The organism is Pseudonocardia sp. ICBG601 (assembly GCF_020496245.1).
In genome coordinates, this window is the sequence record NZ_JAHLJA010000148.1 from 2192420 (window position 1) to 2207060 (window position 14641).

General features: G+C 75.7%; 12 protein-coding genes. 5 read left to right on the forward strand and 7 right to left on the reverse strand.

The window, feature by feature from the left end; all coding sequences use genetic code 11:
• Positions 1–27 precede the first annotated feature (27 nt).
• From KPL57_RS39860 to KPL57_RS39870, 3 genes are all read right to left on the reverse strand, one after another.
• Positions 28–2247, reverse strand: coding sequence for a glycosyltransferase family 39 protein (locus KPL57_RS39860; protein WP_226355633.1), 2220 nt, complete (start codon positions 2245–2247; stop codon positions 28–30).
• Positions 2244–3521: a bifunctional glycosyltransferase family 2/GtrA family protein gene (locus tag KPL57_RS39865; RefSeq protein WP_226355634.1), complete on the reverse strand. Its 1278-nt coding sequence runs from the start codon at positions 3519–3521 to the stop codon at positions 2244–2246. The genes KPL57_RS39860 and KPL57_RS39865 overlap by 4 nt, the downstream gene beginning before the upstream one ends.
• A gap of 101 nt (positions 3522–3622) precedes the next feature.
• A complete protein-coding gene (locus KPL57_RS39870; protein ID WP_374203835.1) occupies positions 3623–5800 on the reverse strand; it encodes a glycosyltransferase family 39 protein in 2178 nt (725 codons plus the stop codon).
• Positions 5801–6091: 291 nt separating this feature from the next.
• Between KPL57_RS39870 and KPL57_RS39875 the strand changes: the two genes are divergently transcribed.
• Positions 6092–6616: a hypothetical protein gene (locus KPL57_RS39875; RefSeq protein ID WP_226355635.1), complete on the forward strand. Its 525-nt coding sequence runs from the start codon at positions 6092–6094 to the stop codon at positions 6614–6616.
• Between the two features lie 100 nt (positions 6617–6716).
• The gene (locus KPL57_RS70675; protein ID WP_226355636.1) at positions 6717–7502 is read left to right on the forward strand and encodes an HAD family hydrolase; all 786 of its coding nucleotides are present in this window, start codon (positions 6717–6719) and stop codon (positions 7500–7502) included.
• A gap of 63 nt (positions 7503–7565) precedes the next feature.
• On the opposite strand, the gene KPL57_RS39885 is transcribed toward KPL57_RS70675, so the two are convergent.
• Positions 7566–8555 carry a sucrase ferredoxin gene (locus tag KPL57_RS39885; protein ID WP_226355637.1) on the reverse strand — a complete coding sequence of 330 codons (990 nt, stop codon included), beginning with the start codon at positions 8553–8555 and terminating at the stop codon, positions 7566–7568.
• Between the two features lie 53 nt (positions 8556–8608).
• Positions 8609–10267, reverse strand: coding sequence for an AMP-binding protein (locus tag KPL57_RS39890; protein ID WP_226355638.1), 1659 nt, complete (start codon positions 10265–10267; stop codon positions 8609–8611).
• 165 nt (positions 10268–10432) lie between these two features.
• Between KPL57_RS39890 and KPL57_RS39895 the strand changes: the two genes are divergently transcribed.
• The 3 genes from KPL57_RS39895 to KPL57_RS39905 all read left to right on the forward strand — a co-directional run bounded on the left by KPL57_RS39895 (position 10433) and on the right by KPL57_RS39905 (position 12379).
• A complete protein-coding gene (locus tag KPL57_RS39895; protein WP_226355639.1) occupies positions 10433–10633 on the forward strand; it encodes a hypothetical protein in 201 nt (66 codons plus the stop codon).
• A 62-nt stretch (positions 10634–10695) separates the two neighbouring features.
• On the forward strand, positions 10696–11235 hold the full coding sequence (gene speG / locus KPL57_RS39900; protein WP_226355640.1) for a spermidine N1-acetyltransferase: 540 nt from the start codon (positions 10696–10698) through the stop codon (positions 11233–11235).
• 349 nt (positions 11236–11584) lie between these two features.
• On the forward strand, positions 11585–12379 hold the full coding sequence (locus KPL57_RS39905) for a MerR family transcriptional regulator (RefSeq protein ID WP_226355641.1): 795 nt from the start codon (positions 11585–11587) through the stop codon (positions 12377–12379).
• On the opposite strand, the gene KPL57_RS39910 is transcribed toward KPL57_RS39905, so the two are convergent.
• Both KPL57_RS39910 and KPL57_RS39915 read right to left on the reverse strand, forming a co-directional pair.
• Positions 12368–13870 (reverse strand): cell wall metabolism sensor histidine kinase WalK, encoded by a 1503-nt coding sequence (locus KPL57_RS39910; RefSeq protein ID WP_226355642.1) that lies wholly within the window; start codon positions 13868–13870, stop codon positions 12368–12370. The genes KPL57_RS39905 and KPL57_RS39910 overlap by 12 nt on opposite strands.
• A gap of 4 nt (positions 13871–13874) precedes the next feature.
• On the reverse strand, positions 13875–14615 hold the full coding sequence (locus tag KPL57_RS39915; RefSeq protein ID WP_226355643.1) for a response regulator transcription factor: 741 nt from the start codon (positions 14613–14615) through the stop codon (positions 13875–13877).
• Positions 14616–14641: the final 26 nt, after the last annotated feature.

Sequence of the window (14641 nt, forward strand, 5' to 3'; positions counted from 1 at the left end):
GCCACTCGACGGGGGCTCGGGCCGGGCTCAGCGGGACGGGGCGGACAGGTCGTAGACGGTCGTGCCGTCGACGGTCGTCGCCGTGTAGTGCTCGGTGACCCAGGTGGTGATCTCGGCGCCGACCCCGCGGTCGCCGCCGGGGCCGCCACCCGAACCGCTCACGAGGTAGCGGATCTCGCCGTCGTGCACGTACTGCTGGAACTGCGCGAGAGTCGGGTACTCGTCGCTGCCCGACCAGCCGCCGATCGCCAGCACGGCGGTGTCGCCACCGGCCGCGAGCATCAGCGACGCCGCACTCTGCGAACCGATCGTGGCCGCGGCCCAGCGGGCCGGTCCGGCGTCGCGGAGCAGCGCCGCGACCTGGGCGCTCGCACGTCCCTCGCCCGGACCACCACGCCCGCCGCCCTGCTGCCCGGCCGCGCCGCCCTGTCCGGCCGCACCGTTCTGTCCGGCCATGCCGTTCTGCCCGGAGGCGTTCTGTCCGCCGGCGCCCGGCCGACCCGTCGCTCCGGCGCCCGCGGCGTCGCCGCCCGAGGTGGCAGCGGCCCGGTCGCCGTCGCGGAACCGGCCGCCCCGCCCGCCCGGACCACCACCGCCGTCGCCACCGGCGACCGACGGGCCCGCGGTCGGGATCGACCCGGCGTGCGTCGTCGCGGCGGTCTGCACGGCGTAGGCGGCCGGGGCCGCCACCCCGCTCAGGACGGCCACCCCGAGCACCACGGCGAGCCTCCGGCGTCCTCGGCCCGGCAGGAGCAGGGCGACCCCGGCGAGCACGCCGACCACCAGCACCGCCCACCGCAGCCACGGCAGGAACTCCGGCGACCAGCCGAGCATCGTGAACGCCCACACCGCGGTGCCCGCGGTCGCGGCGGCGAGCACTCCGCGAGCCCACCACCGGTCCCGCTCGCCCAGCACCTCGCGCCCGCCGATCGCGATCAGCGCGGCGATCCCGGGGGCGAGTGCCACCGAGTAGTACGGGTGGACGATCCCCTCCATGAACGACAGCACGAGCGCCGTCACCAGGGTCCAGCCGCCCCAGAGCAGCAGCGACCCGCGGACGGCGTCGGTGCGCGACCGGCGTCCGCGCACGACCAGCGCGGCCACGAACAGCAGCAGCGCGGCCGGCAGCAGCCACGAGATCTGGGTGCCGAACGACGACTCGAACATCCGCAGCAGCCCGGACTGCCCACCGAACCCGCCGCCCCCGGGCCCGCCGCCCATACCGCCGCCGCCCATACCGCTCATGCCGCCGGCCGTGGACATCCCGCCGCCGGTGGGCATGCTGTCGCCGGTGGGCATGCCGCCACCCGTGGGCATGCCGCTGCCTGTGGGCATGCCGCCGCCCGCGGCGTCGCCGGCTCCACCGGGGGCACCGCCGCCCGGCATGCCCCCGCCGCCCCTGCCGCCCTCGCTGCCGGTGATGCGGCCCAGCCCGTTGTAGCCGAACGCCAGGCCGAGCGGGGTGTTGTCCCCGGACCCGCCGATGTACGGCCGAGCGTCCACCGGCCACAGCGCGACGGCGAGCAGCCACCACCCCGCCCCGACGACGAGCCCGGCGCCCCCCACCAGCAGCTGCCACACCCGTCGCCACGGCCGGCCGGGCGCGGCCCACGCCCAGGCCAGCGCCATCCCCGGCAGCACCAGGAACGCCTGCAGCGACTTGGTCAGGAACGCCAGGCCGAGGACGAGACCGGCCCCGGCGATCCAGCGCGTCCGGCCGTCCTGCAGCCCCCGCACCACCAGGTACGCCGCGACGACCATCAGCAGGGTCAGCATCGCGTCGGGGTTGTCGAACCGGAACATCAGCGCCGCGACCGGGGTCAGCGCGAGCAGCGCCCCGGCCAGCAGCCCGGCGCCGTGCCCGGACACCCGGCGCACCGCGGCGTAGAGCACCCCTACGGCGGCGACGCCCATCAGCGCCTGCGGCACCAGCAGGCTCCACGAGGAGAACCCGAAGATCCGGGCGGCGAGCTCCATCGGCCACAGCGACGCCGGCGGCTTGTCGACGGTGATCCCGTTCGCCGGGTCCAGCGACCCGAAGAAGAACGCCGTCCAGTCGTTCGCGCCGGCCTGCACCGCGGCCGCGTAGAAGGAGTTCGCCCAGCCCGACGCGCTGAGGTTCCAGAGGTAGAGCACCGCGGTGCCGGCGAGCAGCGCGGCGACCGAGGCGGGCCGCGCCCACCCCCGGCCGGCGGGGGCGGGCGCGGTGTCGGACCGGACGGTGTCCCGGTCGAGGGTGCTGGTCACAGAGCGGTCGCCTTCTCGAGCGGGGCGGTGGCCGGCGCGGAGGCGCCCCGGAACACCCAGGAACGGAACAGCACGAAACGCAGCACCGTCGCGACCAGGTTCGCGACGACGATCACCGCCACCTCCACCGCCAGGTGCGCCCCCGGCGCGAGCAGCGCCAGCAGGCCGAGCGCACCGGTGGTCAGCCCGAGCCCCAGCCCGAACACGACCAGGCCCTGGAACTGGTGGGTGACCGCCCGGTCCCGGCCGCGGACGCCGAAGGTGAACCGACGGTTCAGCGCCGTGTTGGCGATCGCGCAGATCAGCATCGCGGCGACGTTGGCCGTGATCGCACCGAACAGCCCGCGGAAGGCGAGGAACAGCAGCAGGTTCGCCACCGTCGACGCGACGCCGATCGCGGCGAACCGGGCCAGCTGGAACGGCATCGCCCGCGGTACCCCCGGGACCGGGGCCGGGGCGAGCGGGGCGCGGCCGAGCTGGGCCCGGATGTCGGCGATCGGCAGCGCACCCGTCGCGAGCGCCCGCCCGACCCGCCACACGCCCTTGAGGTCGGCCGTCGCGGTCGCCACGATGTCCACACTGGAGTTCGGGTCGTCCACCCAGTCCACCGGGACCTCGTGGATCCGCAGCCCGGCGCGCTCGGCGAGCACCAGCAGCTCGGTGTCGAAGAACCAGCCGGTGTCCTCGACCAGCGGCAGCAGCCGCCGCGCGACGTCGGACCGGATCGCCTTGAAACCGCACTGGGCGTCGGAGAACCGGGCGGACAGCGCGCCGCGCAGGATCAGGTTGTAGCTGCGCGAGATGAACTCGCGCTTGCGCCCGCGCACCACCCGCGAGGTCCGCGCCAGCCGGGTCCCGATCGCCAGGTCGGAATGTCCCGACACCAGCGGCGCGACCAGCGGGAGCAGCGCGCCGAGGTCGGTGGAGAGGTCGACGTCGCAGTAGGCGAGGACGTCGGCGTCCGAGCCGCTCCACACGTGGCGCAGCGCCCGGCCGCGGCCCTTCTGCTCCAGCCGCACCGCGACGACCTGCTCGATCTCGCCGGCGAGGCGGGCCGCGATCGCCGGGGTGGCGTCGGTGCTCGCGTTGTCGGCGATGGTGATCCGGAACGAGTAGGGGAACCCGGAGGTCAGGAAGGCGTGCAGCCGCCGGACCGAGGACTCGAGGTCGCCCTCCTCGTTGTAGACGGGGACGACGATGTCGAGCACCGTCCGGGAGTGTCGGCCGGGTGCCGGGTCGGTGCCGGTCTCGGGGCCGGCGACGAGGGTGGTCATGCCGTCGACACTGGGCGCGTGCGCTGTCGCGGCCGTGTGATCGACCTGTGCGCCGGCTGTGAGCCCCTCCGCTGTGAGCTCCCGCCCCGCCGCCGGCCCGGTCACGACGCGCTCAGGTCGTAGAGGGTGACGCCGTCCACGGTCGTCGCCGGGAACGTCGCCTCCACCCACTCGGCGATCCGCGCCGCGGCGTCGCTGCCACCGGAGTCGGTCGAGATCATCCCGGTGCCCGACGACCCGACGAACCAATGGATCCTCTTCTCGGCGACGAGGTCCTGGAACTGCTGCAGCGTCGGGTACGGGTCGGTCCCGTTGAACCCGCCGACGGCGAGCACCGGCGCGTCCGCGGCGAGCTGGTAGCCCGCGGCCTGCATCGAGCTGACCGCGGCCGCGGCCCAGGTGAAGGTGCCGGAGTCCTGCTGGATCAGGGCGGTGACCTGCGACGACGGCGTGGGTGCGCTGAGGATGCCGCCCGGGCCACCGCCGCGCCCGCCGGCACCCCCGCCGCGACCACCGCCCTGTGCCGCGCCGTTCTGCGTGATGCCGTTCTGGGGCGCGCCACCCTGCGTGGCACCGTTCTGGGCGGCACCGTTCTGGGCCGCACCGTTCTGTGTCGTGCCGCCCTGTGTCGTGCCGCCCTGTGTCGTGCCGCCCTGTGTCGTACCGCTCGGTGCGGCGCCGCTCCGGGCCGTGCCGCCGCCCGGTGCGCCACCGGGACCGCCCTGGCCGCCGCGCATCCCGCCGAAGCCTCCGGACCCGCCGCCACCGCCCGGACCGCCACCGCCCGGACCGCCGCGTCCGCCGGGACCGGTGCCGTAGCCCTCGGGCCCGGAGCTCGGGATCGCCCCGCTGTGCGCGGTCCCCGCCGTCGCCACCGCCCAGGCCGCCGTACCGCCTGCACCGGCGAGCAGCGCCGCGGTCAGCACCCCGACCGCGACCACCCGCGGCATCCGGTGCACCCCGATCAGCGCGGCCGCCGCGAGCAGCCCCACGACCAGCACCGTCCAGCGCAACCACGCCAGCCAGTCCGAGGGCAGCAGCGTGAACGACCAGACCGCCGTCACCGCGACGACCGCCGCGAGCGACAGCCGCGCGGCGAGCGAGCCGCGGTCGCGCCACAGCGACGCGCCGCCGATCCCGACCAGCGCGGCGACCGCCGGGGCCAGCGCGACGGTGTAGTAGCTGTGGATGATCCCGGCCATCAGGCTGAACGTCAGAGCGGTGACCAGCAGCCAGCCGCCCCACAGCAGGGCCGCCGCCCGCGTCGGGTCGGTGCGCGGGGCGCGCCGGGTCCGCACCAGCAGCACGCCGAGCAGCAGCAGCGCCGCGGGCAGCAGCCAGGACGCCTCCCGGGCCATCTCCGACCCGAACAGCCGCAGCAGTCCGGTCTCGCCCCAGCCCCCGGTCCGCCCGCCCGCGCCGCCGCCGACGGAGCCGACCTCGTCGCCGGTGAGCCGGCCGACGCCGTTGTAGCCGAACACCAGCTCCAGCACACTGTTCGTCTGCGACCCGCCGATGTAGGGCCGGTCCGCCGCCGGCCACAGCTCGACGGTGAGCACCCACCAGCCCGCCGACACGACCAGCGCCGCCGCGGCGGCGAGCAGGCCGCGGATCCGCGGCCACCACGCGACCGGCGCGGCGAGCAGCCACACCGCGGTGAACGCCGGCAGCACCAGGAACGCCTGCAGCATCTTGGTGAGGAAGCCGTAGCCGACGAGCACGCCGGCGAGCACCAGCCAGCCGGTGCGGCCCCGCTCCACGGCCCGGGTCAGCGCGTACGCGGCGCCGGTCAGGACCAGCACGAGCATCGCGTCCGGATTGTCGAAGCGGAACATCAGCACCGCGACCGGGGTCAGCGCGAGCGCGGCCCCGGCCAGCAGCCCGGCGCCGGACCCGGCGACCCGGCGCACCGACGCGTGCAGCAGCGCGACCGCACCGACGCCCATCAGCGCCTGCGGGACCAGCACGCTCCAGCTCGACAGCCCGAACAGCCGGACCGACAGCCCGATCGGCCAGAGCGCGCCCGGCGCCTTGTCGACGGTGATGCCGCCCGCGGCGTCGGACGCCCCGAAGAACCACGCCGACCAGCTCTCGCCGCCGGCCTGCGCGGCCGCGGCGTAGAACGCGTTGCCCCAGCCGGACGCCGACAGCCCCCACAGGTAGAGGGCCGCCGTCCCGGCCAGCAGGACGACCAGCGGCAGCCGGCCGAGCAGCCGTCGCGGCGGCGGGGACGGATCGGGCGCGGGGACCGGTCGGGACCGGGACAGGGTGCTCGTCACCCGGCCGACGCTCCCGCCGACCGCTGTGCGGACCCGGTGATCGACCTGTGAACCAGCTGTGCGGACCCGCCCCCGGGCCGCGCGGCCGCGCGGTGCCTATCGCCGTGCCTATCGCCGTGGCCGTGGCCGTGGCGGTCTCGGTCGTCGTCGCGGTCGCCGGAGACCGGGACGGAGGGCGGATTCCGATGTCGCGCACAGCCTGCGCACAGGCACGACCACCAGCGTGGGTGCCGGTCGCGCGCCGCGGGCATCGTGCCCGCCCCGCGTGACCGGAAGAGGAGTCATCACCCCATGTCCCCCGAGACCACCCCCGCCCGTACGGACGTCCTCGACGCCGACGGGTCACCCACCCCACGGCTGCGTCGTGGCCGCCGGATCGCCGCCGGGACCGCCATCGCCGTCGTCCTGCTGGGGTCCGCCGCCTGCGGCACCTCGGCCGCCTCGACCGGATCGGCCGACACCGCGTCGTCGGGAGCACAGTCCGGTGCGGCGTCGTCGGGAACGCAGTCCGGGGCCGCCGGTGACGACGCGCTGATGGCCTGCCTGGAGCAGAACGGCGTCCCGGCCCCGCCGGACGGCGGCGGCTCCGGCGGCGGGACCCCGCCGAGCGGCGCCCCGGCCGCGAACGGACAGGCCGGCCAGGGCGGCGCCCAGCAGGGCGGACAGGGCGGCGGTGCGCCGCAGGCCGGAGCCGGCGGCGGCCAGGGCACCGGTCAGGCCCCGCCCGGCGTCGACGCCACGGTGTGGGAGAAGGCGCAGGCGGCCTGTGCGTCCGTCGCCGGCGGCGGCGAGGCGACCCAGGGCACCGCCGGCTGACCCGTCCCGATCCCGCACGATCACCGGTCGGGGAGCACAGCGCGCGCCCACCGCGCCATGGACTGCCCGACCGGTGATCACCGCGGTTAGGGTCGGACGGGTGATCAGGCTCGTCGCACTCGACATCGACGGCACCGTCGTCCACGGCCGTCGCCCGCCCACCCGCCGGGTGCTCGACGCGATCGCGCTCGCCGGTTCACGGGCCGAGGTCATGCTCTGCACCGGCCGGACCGTCGTCGGGGTCGCACCCGCCCTGGACGCGATCGGGCTGAGCCGCGGCGTCACCCTCACGTCCAACGGGGCGGTGGAGATGGACACCGGCACCCGGCGCGTCCTGTCCGTGGCCCGGTTCGAGCGGGCGGTCGTCGCCGACGCGCTGGAGCGGATGACGGCGCTGTTCCCCGGCGCGGTGTTCGCCTGCGAGCACGTCGGTGTCGGCCAGCGGATCTCCGCGCCGTTCCCGGACGGGATCCTCGCCGGCACGGTCAGCGAGGTCGGCCCGGCCGGTCTGCTCGACGAGCCGACCCCGAAGCTGATCATGTACTGGCCGGGTCACAGCCCGGCCGAGACCGCAGCGCGGGCCGCGGACCTGCACGTCGAGGGCACCGAGCCGACGCTGGACCACGAGCTGCCGTGGGTGACGATGGTGCCGGCCGGGGTGTCGAAGGCGTCCGGGCTGGCCCGCGTCGCGGACCGGCTGGGCATCGACCGGTCCGAGGTCCTCGCCGTCGGCGACGGTGACAACGACCGCGCCATGCTCCGCTGGGCGGGCCGGGGGATCGCGATGGGCCAGGCCCCGCCGCAGGTGCACGCCGACGCGGACGAGACGACCGCGACCGTCGCCGACGACGGCCTGGCCCACGCCCTGGAACGCGCGTTCGGCTGAGCCCGGTCCCCGAGCCCGGGCCGGTCCGGATCGTGGGCCGGGCCGGGAGCTGCGCCGGGATGGTCAGTGGCGCGCGGTGCTCACCCGGGCGCGCACGACCGACCGGACCCGCGTCGCGGTGCGCCGCACCCGCCGGCGCAGGACGGGGACACCGGCGACCATCGGCACCGCCGGCTCCAGGGCGGCCCCGCAGGACGGCGGCCGCGCCGGCAGCGCGGCGCCGGCCCGGACCGGGACCGTCCACACCCGACCGTCGCGGGCGCGCACGGTCACGGTCACGGGTCCGCCGTCGGTGGGGGAGACGGGGTCGACGAGCAGGGCGCCGGCGTCCCCGATCCCGGTGTGCTCGCGCACCGCCAGCTCCGCCAGCTGCTGCGCCGGGTCCAGGCCGGTGTGTCCACGGCAGGCCCACGGGTCGACGCCGCCACCGGCCGCGGCCTTGAGCGCGGCGAGCGCGGCGCCGGTGTCGAGACGGCCGTAGGCGTAGCCGGTCGGCAGCACCAGCGCGGTCGGCGCGAAGCGATGCCCACCGAGGTGGGTGCACTCCCAGACGTCTGCGCCCTCGGCGGCCAGGTCCCCGGCCAGCGCGCGGCCGAGGACGGCACAGCACACGTCGCGCCGACCGTGTGCGCACACGAGCATCACCGGGTCGGTGACCGGAGTGCCGGCGGCCGGGTCGAGGTCGATCCCGGCCAGGTCGTCGGTGCTACGGACGGTGCGTGACCAGGACAGTGAGGCGCCCGGCGCGAGGTCGGCGACGTACACGGTGCGGGCGTCGTCGGCGGCACACCTGCCCGCCCGTCCGGTGCGCCGGATCAGCAGCAGCGTCACGTCGTCGGCGCGGAGCCGTGCCCACAGTGCGGCGACCGCGGGGTCGGGATGGTCGGCGACGGCCCGCGGCCACGCGCCGACGTGCTCGACGGCCACCAGCCGTCGCACGTGGGGAGCGGTCCCGGTCTGGGGCTCGCCCGCGGCCTCGCTGAGACCCGCACAGCCGGCCGTCGCCCGCGGGGTGGGGCCGCGCGACGCGTCGGTGGCCGGCGGGTCCGTCATCGGGCCAGTGTAGGGAAGGGTCGCCTAACTTCAAGTCGGGCCCCTCGGACGGGTCACCCCCGGCCGGGTAGTTCGGCCCGCAGCACCTTCCCGGTCTGGTTGCGCGGCAGCTCGTCCAGGAAGTGCACGTCCCGTGGGGCGGCGAACTTCTCCAGGTCGGACTTCACCCGGCTGCGGATCGCGTCCGCGGTGACGTCGGCACCCGGCTCCAGCACCACCCAGGCGGCGAACCGCTGGCCGTACTCGTCGTCGTCCACCCCGAGCACGCAGGCCTCGCGCACCCCGTCCATCCCCGAGACGAGCTCCTCGACCGGGCCGGGGTGCAGGTTCTCCCCGCCCGAGACGATCATGTCGTCGGCGCGGCCGGTGAGGAACAGCCGTCCCTGCTCGTCGAGGTGTCCGACGTCGCCGGTCCCGAGCAGCCCGTCGCGCTCCTCCAGGCCGTCCTCGCCGCCGGTGTAGCCCTCGAACGGCAGGTCGTTGCCCACGAACACCCGGCCGTCGACGCCTGCCGCGGCGGGCCGGTCGTCGTCGTCGAGGATGACCAGGGTGGTGCCGGCCGGGGCGCGGCCCGCGGTGCCGGGGGCGTCGCGCAGGTCCTCCGGTCCGGCGATCGAGACCCACGAGACCTCGGTGGAGCCGTAGAGGTTGTAGAGGCAGTCGCCGAAGCGGTCCATGAACCGGTTGGCCTGCCCGCCGGGCAGCGCCGACCCGGAGACGGCCACGATCCGCGGGCCCTCGTCGTCGCCCCAGCCCTCGGTCTCGGACTCCAGGACCCGCTGGAGCATCACCGGCACCGCGAACACCGTCGTGCACCGGCGCTCGCGCACGGCGTCGAGGAACCCCTCGGGGGTGAACCTGCGGCGCAGCACGACGGTCGCGCCGTGCAGCGAGGCGAGCAGCAGCCCGGCGTTGCCCCAGGTGTGGAACAGCGGCGCGGCGATGTGCGTCGGCTCACCGGCGCGCAGCGGGATCGCCGACAGGATCGACGCCGCCGGGGCGAGGGTCGACGGGTGCGGCCGCTTGGCGCCCTTCGGCGTCCCGGTGGTCCCGGAGGTCAGCACGATCTGCTTGGACGGCTCCGGCTTGAACGGCAGCTCGCCCGGCCCGCCGCGCTCGACCATCGCGTCGAGGTCGTCGAGCGCGCGGTCGCCCGCGGGGCGCGGCCCGTCCGGGGTGCGGGTCAGCACGACGCGCGGCCCGTCCGGGACGATGTCGAGGAAGTCCGGGTCGGCGACGAGGGTGTGCAGCTGCTGCTGCTCCTGCACCCCGCGCATCTGCTCGGCCGAGAGCCCGGTGTTGACCAGCACGACGTCGGCGCCCGCCTTGCCCGCCGCGACCATCGCCTCGATCGGCGCGCGGGCGTTGCGGCACAGCACCCCGACCGGGGCGCCCGGCCCGGCGCCGGAGTCGAGCAGCGCCAGCGCGAGGCTGTCGGTGCGGGCCTCCAGCTCGGCGTAGGTGGTGACCCCGTCGTCGTCGACGACGGCGAGCCGGTACGGGTGGCGGGCCGCCCCGACGGCGAACGCGGCGGTGATGCTGTTGCCGTAGCGCACCAGGGCCCGGCCCATCCCGTACAGCTTCCCGGGGCCGAGCGGTCGGACGACTCCCGAGCGGGTCAGGGCCACGGCGGCACGGGCGGTGCCGCTGCCCAGCTCGTAGGCGGTGCGGGCGGTGCCGGAGAGGTTCTGGAGCAGCGGGGAGCCAGCCATGCGGCGCAGTCTGGCAGGGCCACCCGCAGCCGCGTCGGGTCCGGTCCGGGGATCTGTGTCAGAGGTCACTGAGCATGTCCGTCATGTTTCGTAGGGTGAAGACGATGTGTCCCTCGGTGACCCACAGGTCGCCGAACTCTCCACCACACACCGTCGGGGATCCTGATGCGCCTCTACCTGCCCACACGCACGTCCACTTCCGGCCGCACCCTGGTCCGCGCGGGACGTCCGACCAAGTCGATGCCCGGGTTCGGCGGCCTCGCCGGCGTCTGCCGCTGCGGAGCGGCCCGGCCCGCCGACGCGCGCGCCCTGCCGTGGCGCGACTGTCCGTCCTGCACGCCGCAGCGGGCCCGCGCCGGGCGCTGAACGCCCCGGCCTCGTAGGTTCCCGGGTCGACGGGCACCGGGCCCGTCGACCGCGGAGGCCCCATGAGTACGCCCACCCCCGAGATGCGGCTGCGCGCCCTCGAGCGCGAGGACCTGCCGTTCGTCCACGGGCTGTCGAACGACTCCGGGATCATGTCGTACTGGTTCGAGGAGCCCTACGAGTCGCTCGTCGAGCTGCAGGAGATCTTCGCCCGGCACGTGCACGACAACCGCGAGCGGCGGTTCATCATCGACTGCGCCGGCGAGCGCGCCGGCCTGGTCGAGCTGGTAGAGATCGACTACATCCACCGCAACGCCGAGTTCCAGATCATCGTCGCCCCCGCCTTCCAGGGCCGGGGTCTCGCCGCCCGCGCCACCGCCGCGGCCCTCGACTACGCCTTCGGCGTGCTGAACCTGCACAAGGTGTACCTCGTCGTCGACGTCGACAACGCCCGCGCCGTGCGCGCCTACGAGCGCACCGGCTTCGTCGTGGAGGGCGAGCTGCGCGAGGAGTACTTCGCCAGCGGCCGCTACCACGACGCGTACCGGATGGCGGTGCTGCAGCGCGAGCACCTCGGTCGCACCGTCGACGGACCGCGCTGAGCGGACCGGACCGGCCGGCAGGGAGGGGGACCCGTCGGCCGGCCCGGCGTGCACCGGTCGCGGGCATGCGACCGGAGTCGGGCGCGTCGACCGTGATGACGACGACACCCATGAACAGTACTATCCCGCCACGTACTCGTGTCAACGTTCCGCTACGCTGCGGCCATGACCAGCAGGAACCGGGTGTGGGTCGGTGTCAGCTCGATGTCGCGGTGCGGATCGGGCAACCGATGACATCGTTGATCGTCGGGTGAGCGCCCGCGACCGTCGTCGCCGCGGGTCACGGGGTGGTTGCGGCCCGCCCGTCGTCGCCGTGCGCGCCCGGCTACCCCGGGTAGGATCCGCCCCGATGTCCGGAACTCCGACGGCCGGGGACGAGTTCCCGATCGACAAGCTCGCCGCGCGTGCCGGCATGACCGTCCGCAACGTGCGCGCCCACCTGTCCCGCGGGCTGCTGCAGCCGGGGGAGATGCGCGGGCGCACCGCCTGGTACGGCCCCGTCCACCTGGCCCGGCTGGAGCTGATCGCCGGCCTGCAGCGGCGCGGGTTCTCGCTCGCCGCGATCGGTGTGCTGATCAACCAGACCCCCTCCGGCAGCGCCGAGGAGGCGTTGCGCCTCTACCGCGGCATGCTCGCCCCGTGGCAGCCGGAGGAGCCGGTCGAGCTCGCCGAGGAGGACCTGGCCGAGTGGGCCGGCGCCCGGACGTCCCCGGAGTTCGTCGGGCAGCTGGTCGCCTCCGGGATGATCGAGCGCACCGGCCCGGGGCGGCTGCGCGTGCTCAACCCGTCGATGGTCCGGTCCGGGGCGCACGCCGTCGCCCTCGGCCTGGCCCCGGAGGCGGTGCAGCAGGTCGGCGACGAGCTGCTGACCCGCACCCGTGAGATCGCCGAGATCTTCGTCGAGCTGTTCCGGGAGCAGGTCTGGGCGGCGCACGTCGCGGCCGGGCTGCCCCGCAGCGGCGTCGCGGACCTGCGCACGGCGGTCGAGGCCCTGCAGCCGGTCGCCACCCAGTCGCTGCTGGGCGCCTTCCGCCAGACGATGCAGCAGGCGATGGACGACTTCATCCGCCGGCTGTCCACCGACCTCGCCCCGGCCGACCCGCCCGTCGGCCCCGGGGCCGCGGAGCCGTACTCAGACCGGTAGGTCGACGGTGAACACCGTCCGGCCGGGGGCGCTGTCGACCCCGACCGTCCCGTCGTGGGCGGCGACGACCGCGGCCACGATCGCGAGGCCCAGCCCGGTGCTGGGAGTGTCGTTCCCGGCGCGGGTGCGTCCCTCCGCGCCGCGGGCGAACCGCTCGAACACCCGGGGCAGGACGTCCGGGGCGATGCCGGGGCCGTCGTCGGCGACCCGCAGCCGGACCCGGCCGGGGACGGGCCGGTCGAGGGAGACGGTGACCGTCGTGCCGGGCGGGGTGTGGGTGCGGGCGTTCGCGAACAGGTTGGTGACCACCTGGGCGAGCCGGTGGGCGTCGCCGGTGACCGTGACCGGCTCGTCGGGCAGCTGCGGGAACCAGCGGTGGTCGCGGCCCGCCACGTGGGCGTCCCCGACGGCGTCGAGGACCAGCCGGGTGAGGTCCACCTCGGCGCGCTCCAGCGGGCGGCCCGCGTCGAGCCGGGCGAGCAGCAGCAGGTCCTCGACCAGGGTGGACATGCGTTCGGCCTGCGAGCTGATCCGGGCCAGTGCGTGCGTGGTCCGCTCCGGGACCGGGTCGCGCTCGCGGCGCGACAGCTCGGCGTAGCCGCGGATCGCCGTCAGCGGGGTGCGCAGCTCGTGGCTGGCGTCGGCGACGAAGCGGCGCAGCCGGGTCTCGGACTCCTGGCGGGCGGCGAGCGCGCCCTCGACGTTGTCGAGCATGTGGTTGAGCGCGGTGCCGACCTGGCCGACCTCGGTGCGGGGGTCGGGGTCGGGGACGCGGGCGGCGAGGTGGACCTCGCCCCGGTCCAGCGGCAGGTCGCCGACCTGCGCGGCGACGCCGGCGACGCGCTCCAGGGGGCGCAGCTCGCGGCGCACCAGCACGGCCGCCGCGATGCCCGCGAGCACCACCGCCCCGCCCAGCACCACGAGCTCGGTGACGACGAGCCTGGTCACAGTGGCGCCGGCGTTGTCCGGCTGTGCGATCAGGTAGGTCGTCGTCCCCTCGGTCCAGCCGATCGCCCGGTAGTCGCCCAGGGACAGGGTGACGTCGTGCGGTGCGGTGTCGGCGGGCACCGATCGGAGCGCGCCGAGGTCGTCGTCGGACACCGCGGTGCTGGTGCCGCCGCGCTGGGCGAGCCGGGCCACGACGACACGGCCGTCGTCGAACACCGCGCCGATCGCGTTCGCGCTCGGGCCGGGGCCGAGGAACACCCCGTCGGGCGGGCCGGAGCGCCGGCCGCCGTCGCCGGACGGGGCGCCGGTCCCGTCGCCCTCGTCCTGGGTCAGCGGCCCGGGGGCGCGCCCGGTCTGCTGGGCGACGAAGCCCTCCAGGGAGAACGACAGCTCGTGGTCCTGCCGGGTGGACAGGTAGCGGTCGAGGGAGAGCGTCGTCGCGACGCCGATCGCCACGCACGCCACCGTGAACAGCAGCAGCACCGTGACGACCAGCCGGGCCCGCAGCGAGCGGACCCGGCCGGAGACGCGGGTGACGACCACCGGGTCACTCCGCCGCGGGACGCAGCACGTAGCCCGCGCCGCGCACCGTGTGGATCATCGGCCGGCGCCCGGCGTCGATCTTCTTGCGCAGGTAGGAGACGTAGAGCTCGACCACGTTGGACTGGCCGCCGAAGTCGTAGTTCCACACCCGGTCGAGGATCTGGGCCTTCGACAGCACCCGGCGCGGGTTGCGCATGAGGTAGCGCAGCAGCTCGAACTCGGTCGCGGTCAGCTCCACCGGGTCGCCGGCACGCGACACCTCGTGCGCGTCCTCGTCGAGCACCAGGTCGCCGACGACCAGCTCCGAGGAGCGCTGGGCGGCGGCCATCCCGGCGCGGCGCAGCAGCCCGCGCAGCCGCGCGACCAGCTCCTCCAGCGAGAACGGCTTGGTGACGTAGTCGTCGCCGCCCGCGGTGAGGCCCGCGACCCGGTCCTCGACGGCGTCGCGCGCGGTCAGGAACAGCACCGGCACCTCGGGGGTGTCGGCGCGGACCCGGCGCAGCACCTCGAAGCCGTCGAAGTCGGGCAGCATCACGTCCAGCACGATCGCGTCCGGGCGGAACTCGCGGGCGTGGCGGACCGCGGACATGCCGTCGGCGGCGGCGCGGACCTCCCAGCCCTCGTAGCGCAGGGCCATCGACAGCAGGTCCGACAGCGTCGACTCGTCGTCCACCACGAGCACCCGGATCGGGCCGCCGTCGGCGCGGCGCAGCGGGTCGGCGTCCCGGTCCATCACCTCGGTCATGCTAGGAGCACACCGCACGAACCTGT

Excerpts from the sequence above, each read along its gene's own strand:
- KPL57_RS39875 (WP_226355635.1), top strand. The coding sequence starts at position 6,092 with ATGTCCCCCGAGACCACCCCCGCCCGTACGGACGTCCTCGACGCCGAC.
- KPL57_RS39890 (WP_226355638.1), bottom strand. The coding sequence starts at position 10,267 with ATGGCTGGCTCCCCGCTGCTCCAGAACCTCTCCGGCACCGCCCGCACC.
- KPL57_RS39885 (WP_226355637.1), bottom strand. The coding sequence starts at position 8,555 with ATGACGGACCCGCCGGCCACCGACGCGTCGCGCGGCCCCACCCCGCGG.
- KPL57_RS39905 (WP_226355641.1), top strand. The coding sequence starts at position 11,585 with ATGTCCGGAACTCCGACGGCCGGGGACGAGTTCCCGATCGACAAGCTC.
- speG (WP_226355640.1), top strand. The coding sequence starts at position 10,696 with ATGAGTACGCCCACCCCCGAGATGCGGCTGCGCGCCCTCGAGCGCGAG.
- KPL57_RS39915 (WP_226355643.1), bottom strand. The coding sequence starts at position 14,615 with ATGACCGAGGTGATGGACCGGGACGCCGACCCGCTGCGCCGCGCCGAC.
- KPL57_RS39895 (WP_226355639.1), top strand. The coding sequence starts at position 10,433 with ATGCGCCTCTACCTGCCCACACGCACGTCCACTTCCGGCCGCACCCTG.
- KPL57_RS39865 (WP_226355634.1), bottom strand. The coding sequence starts at position 3,521 with ATGACCACCCTCGTCGCCGGCCCCGAGACCGGCACCGACCCGGCACCC.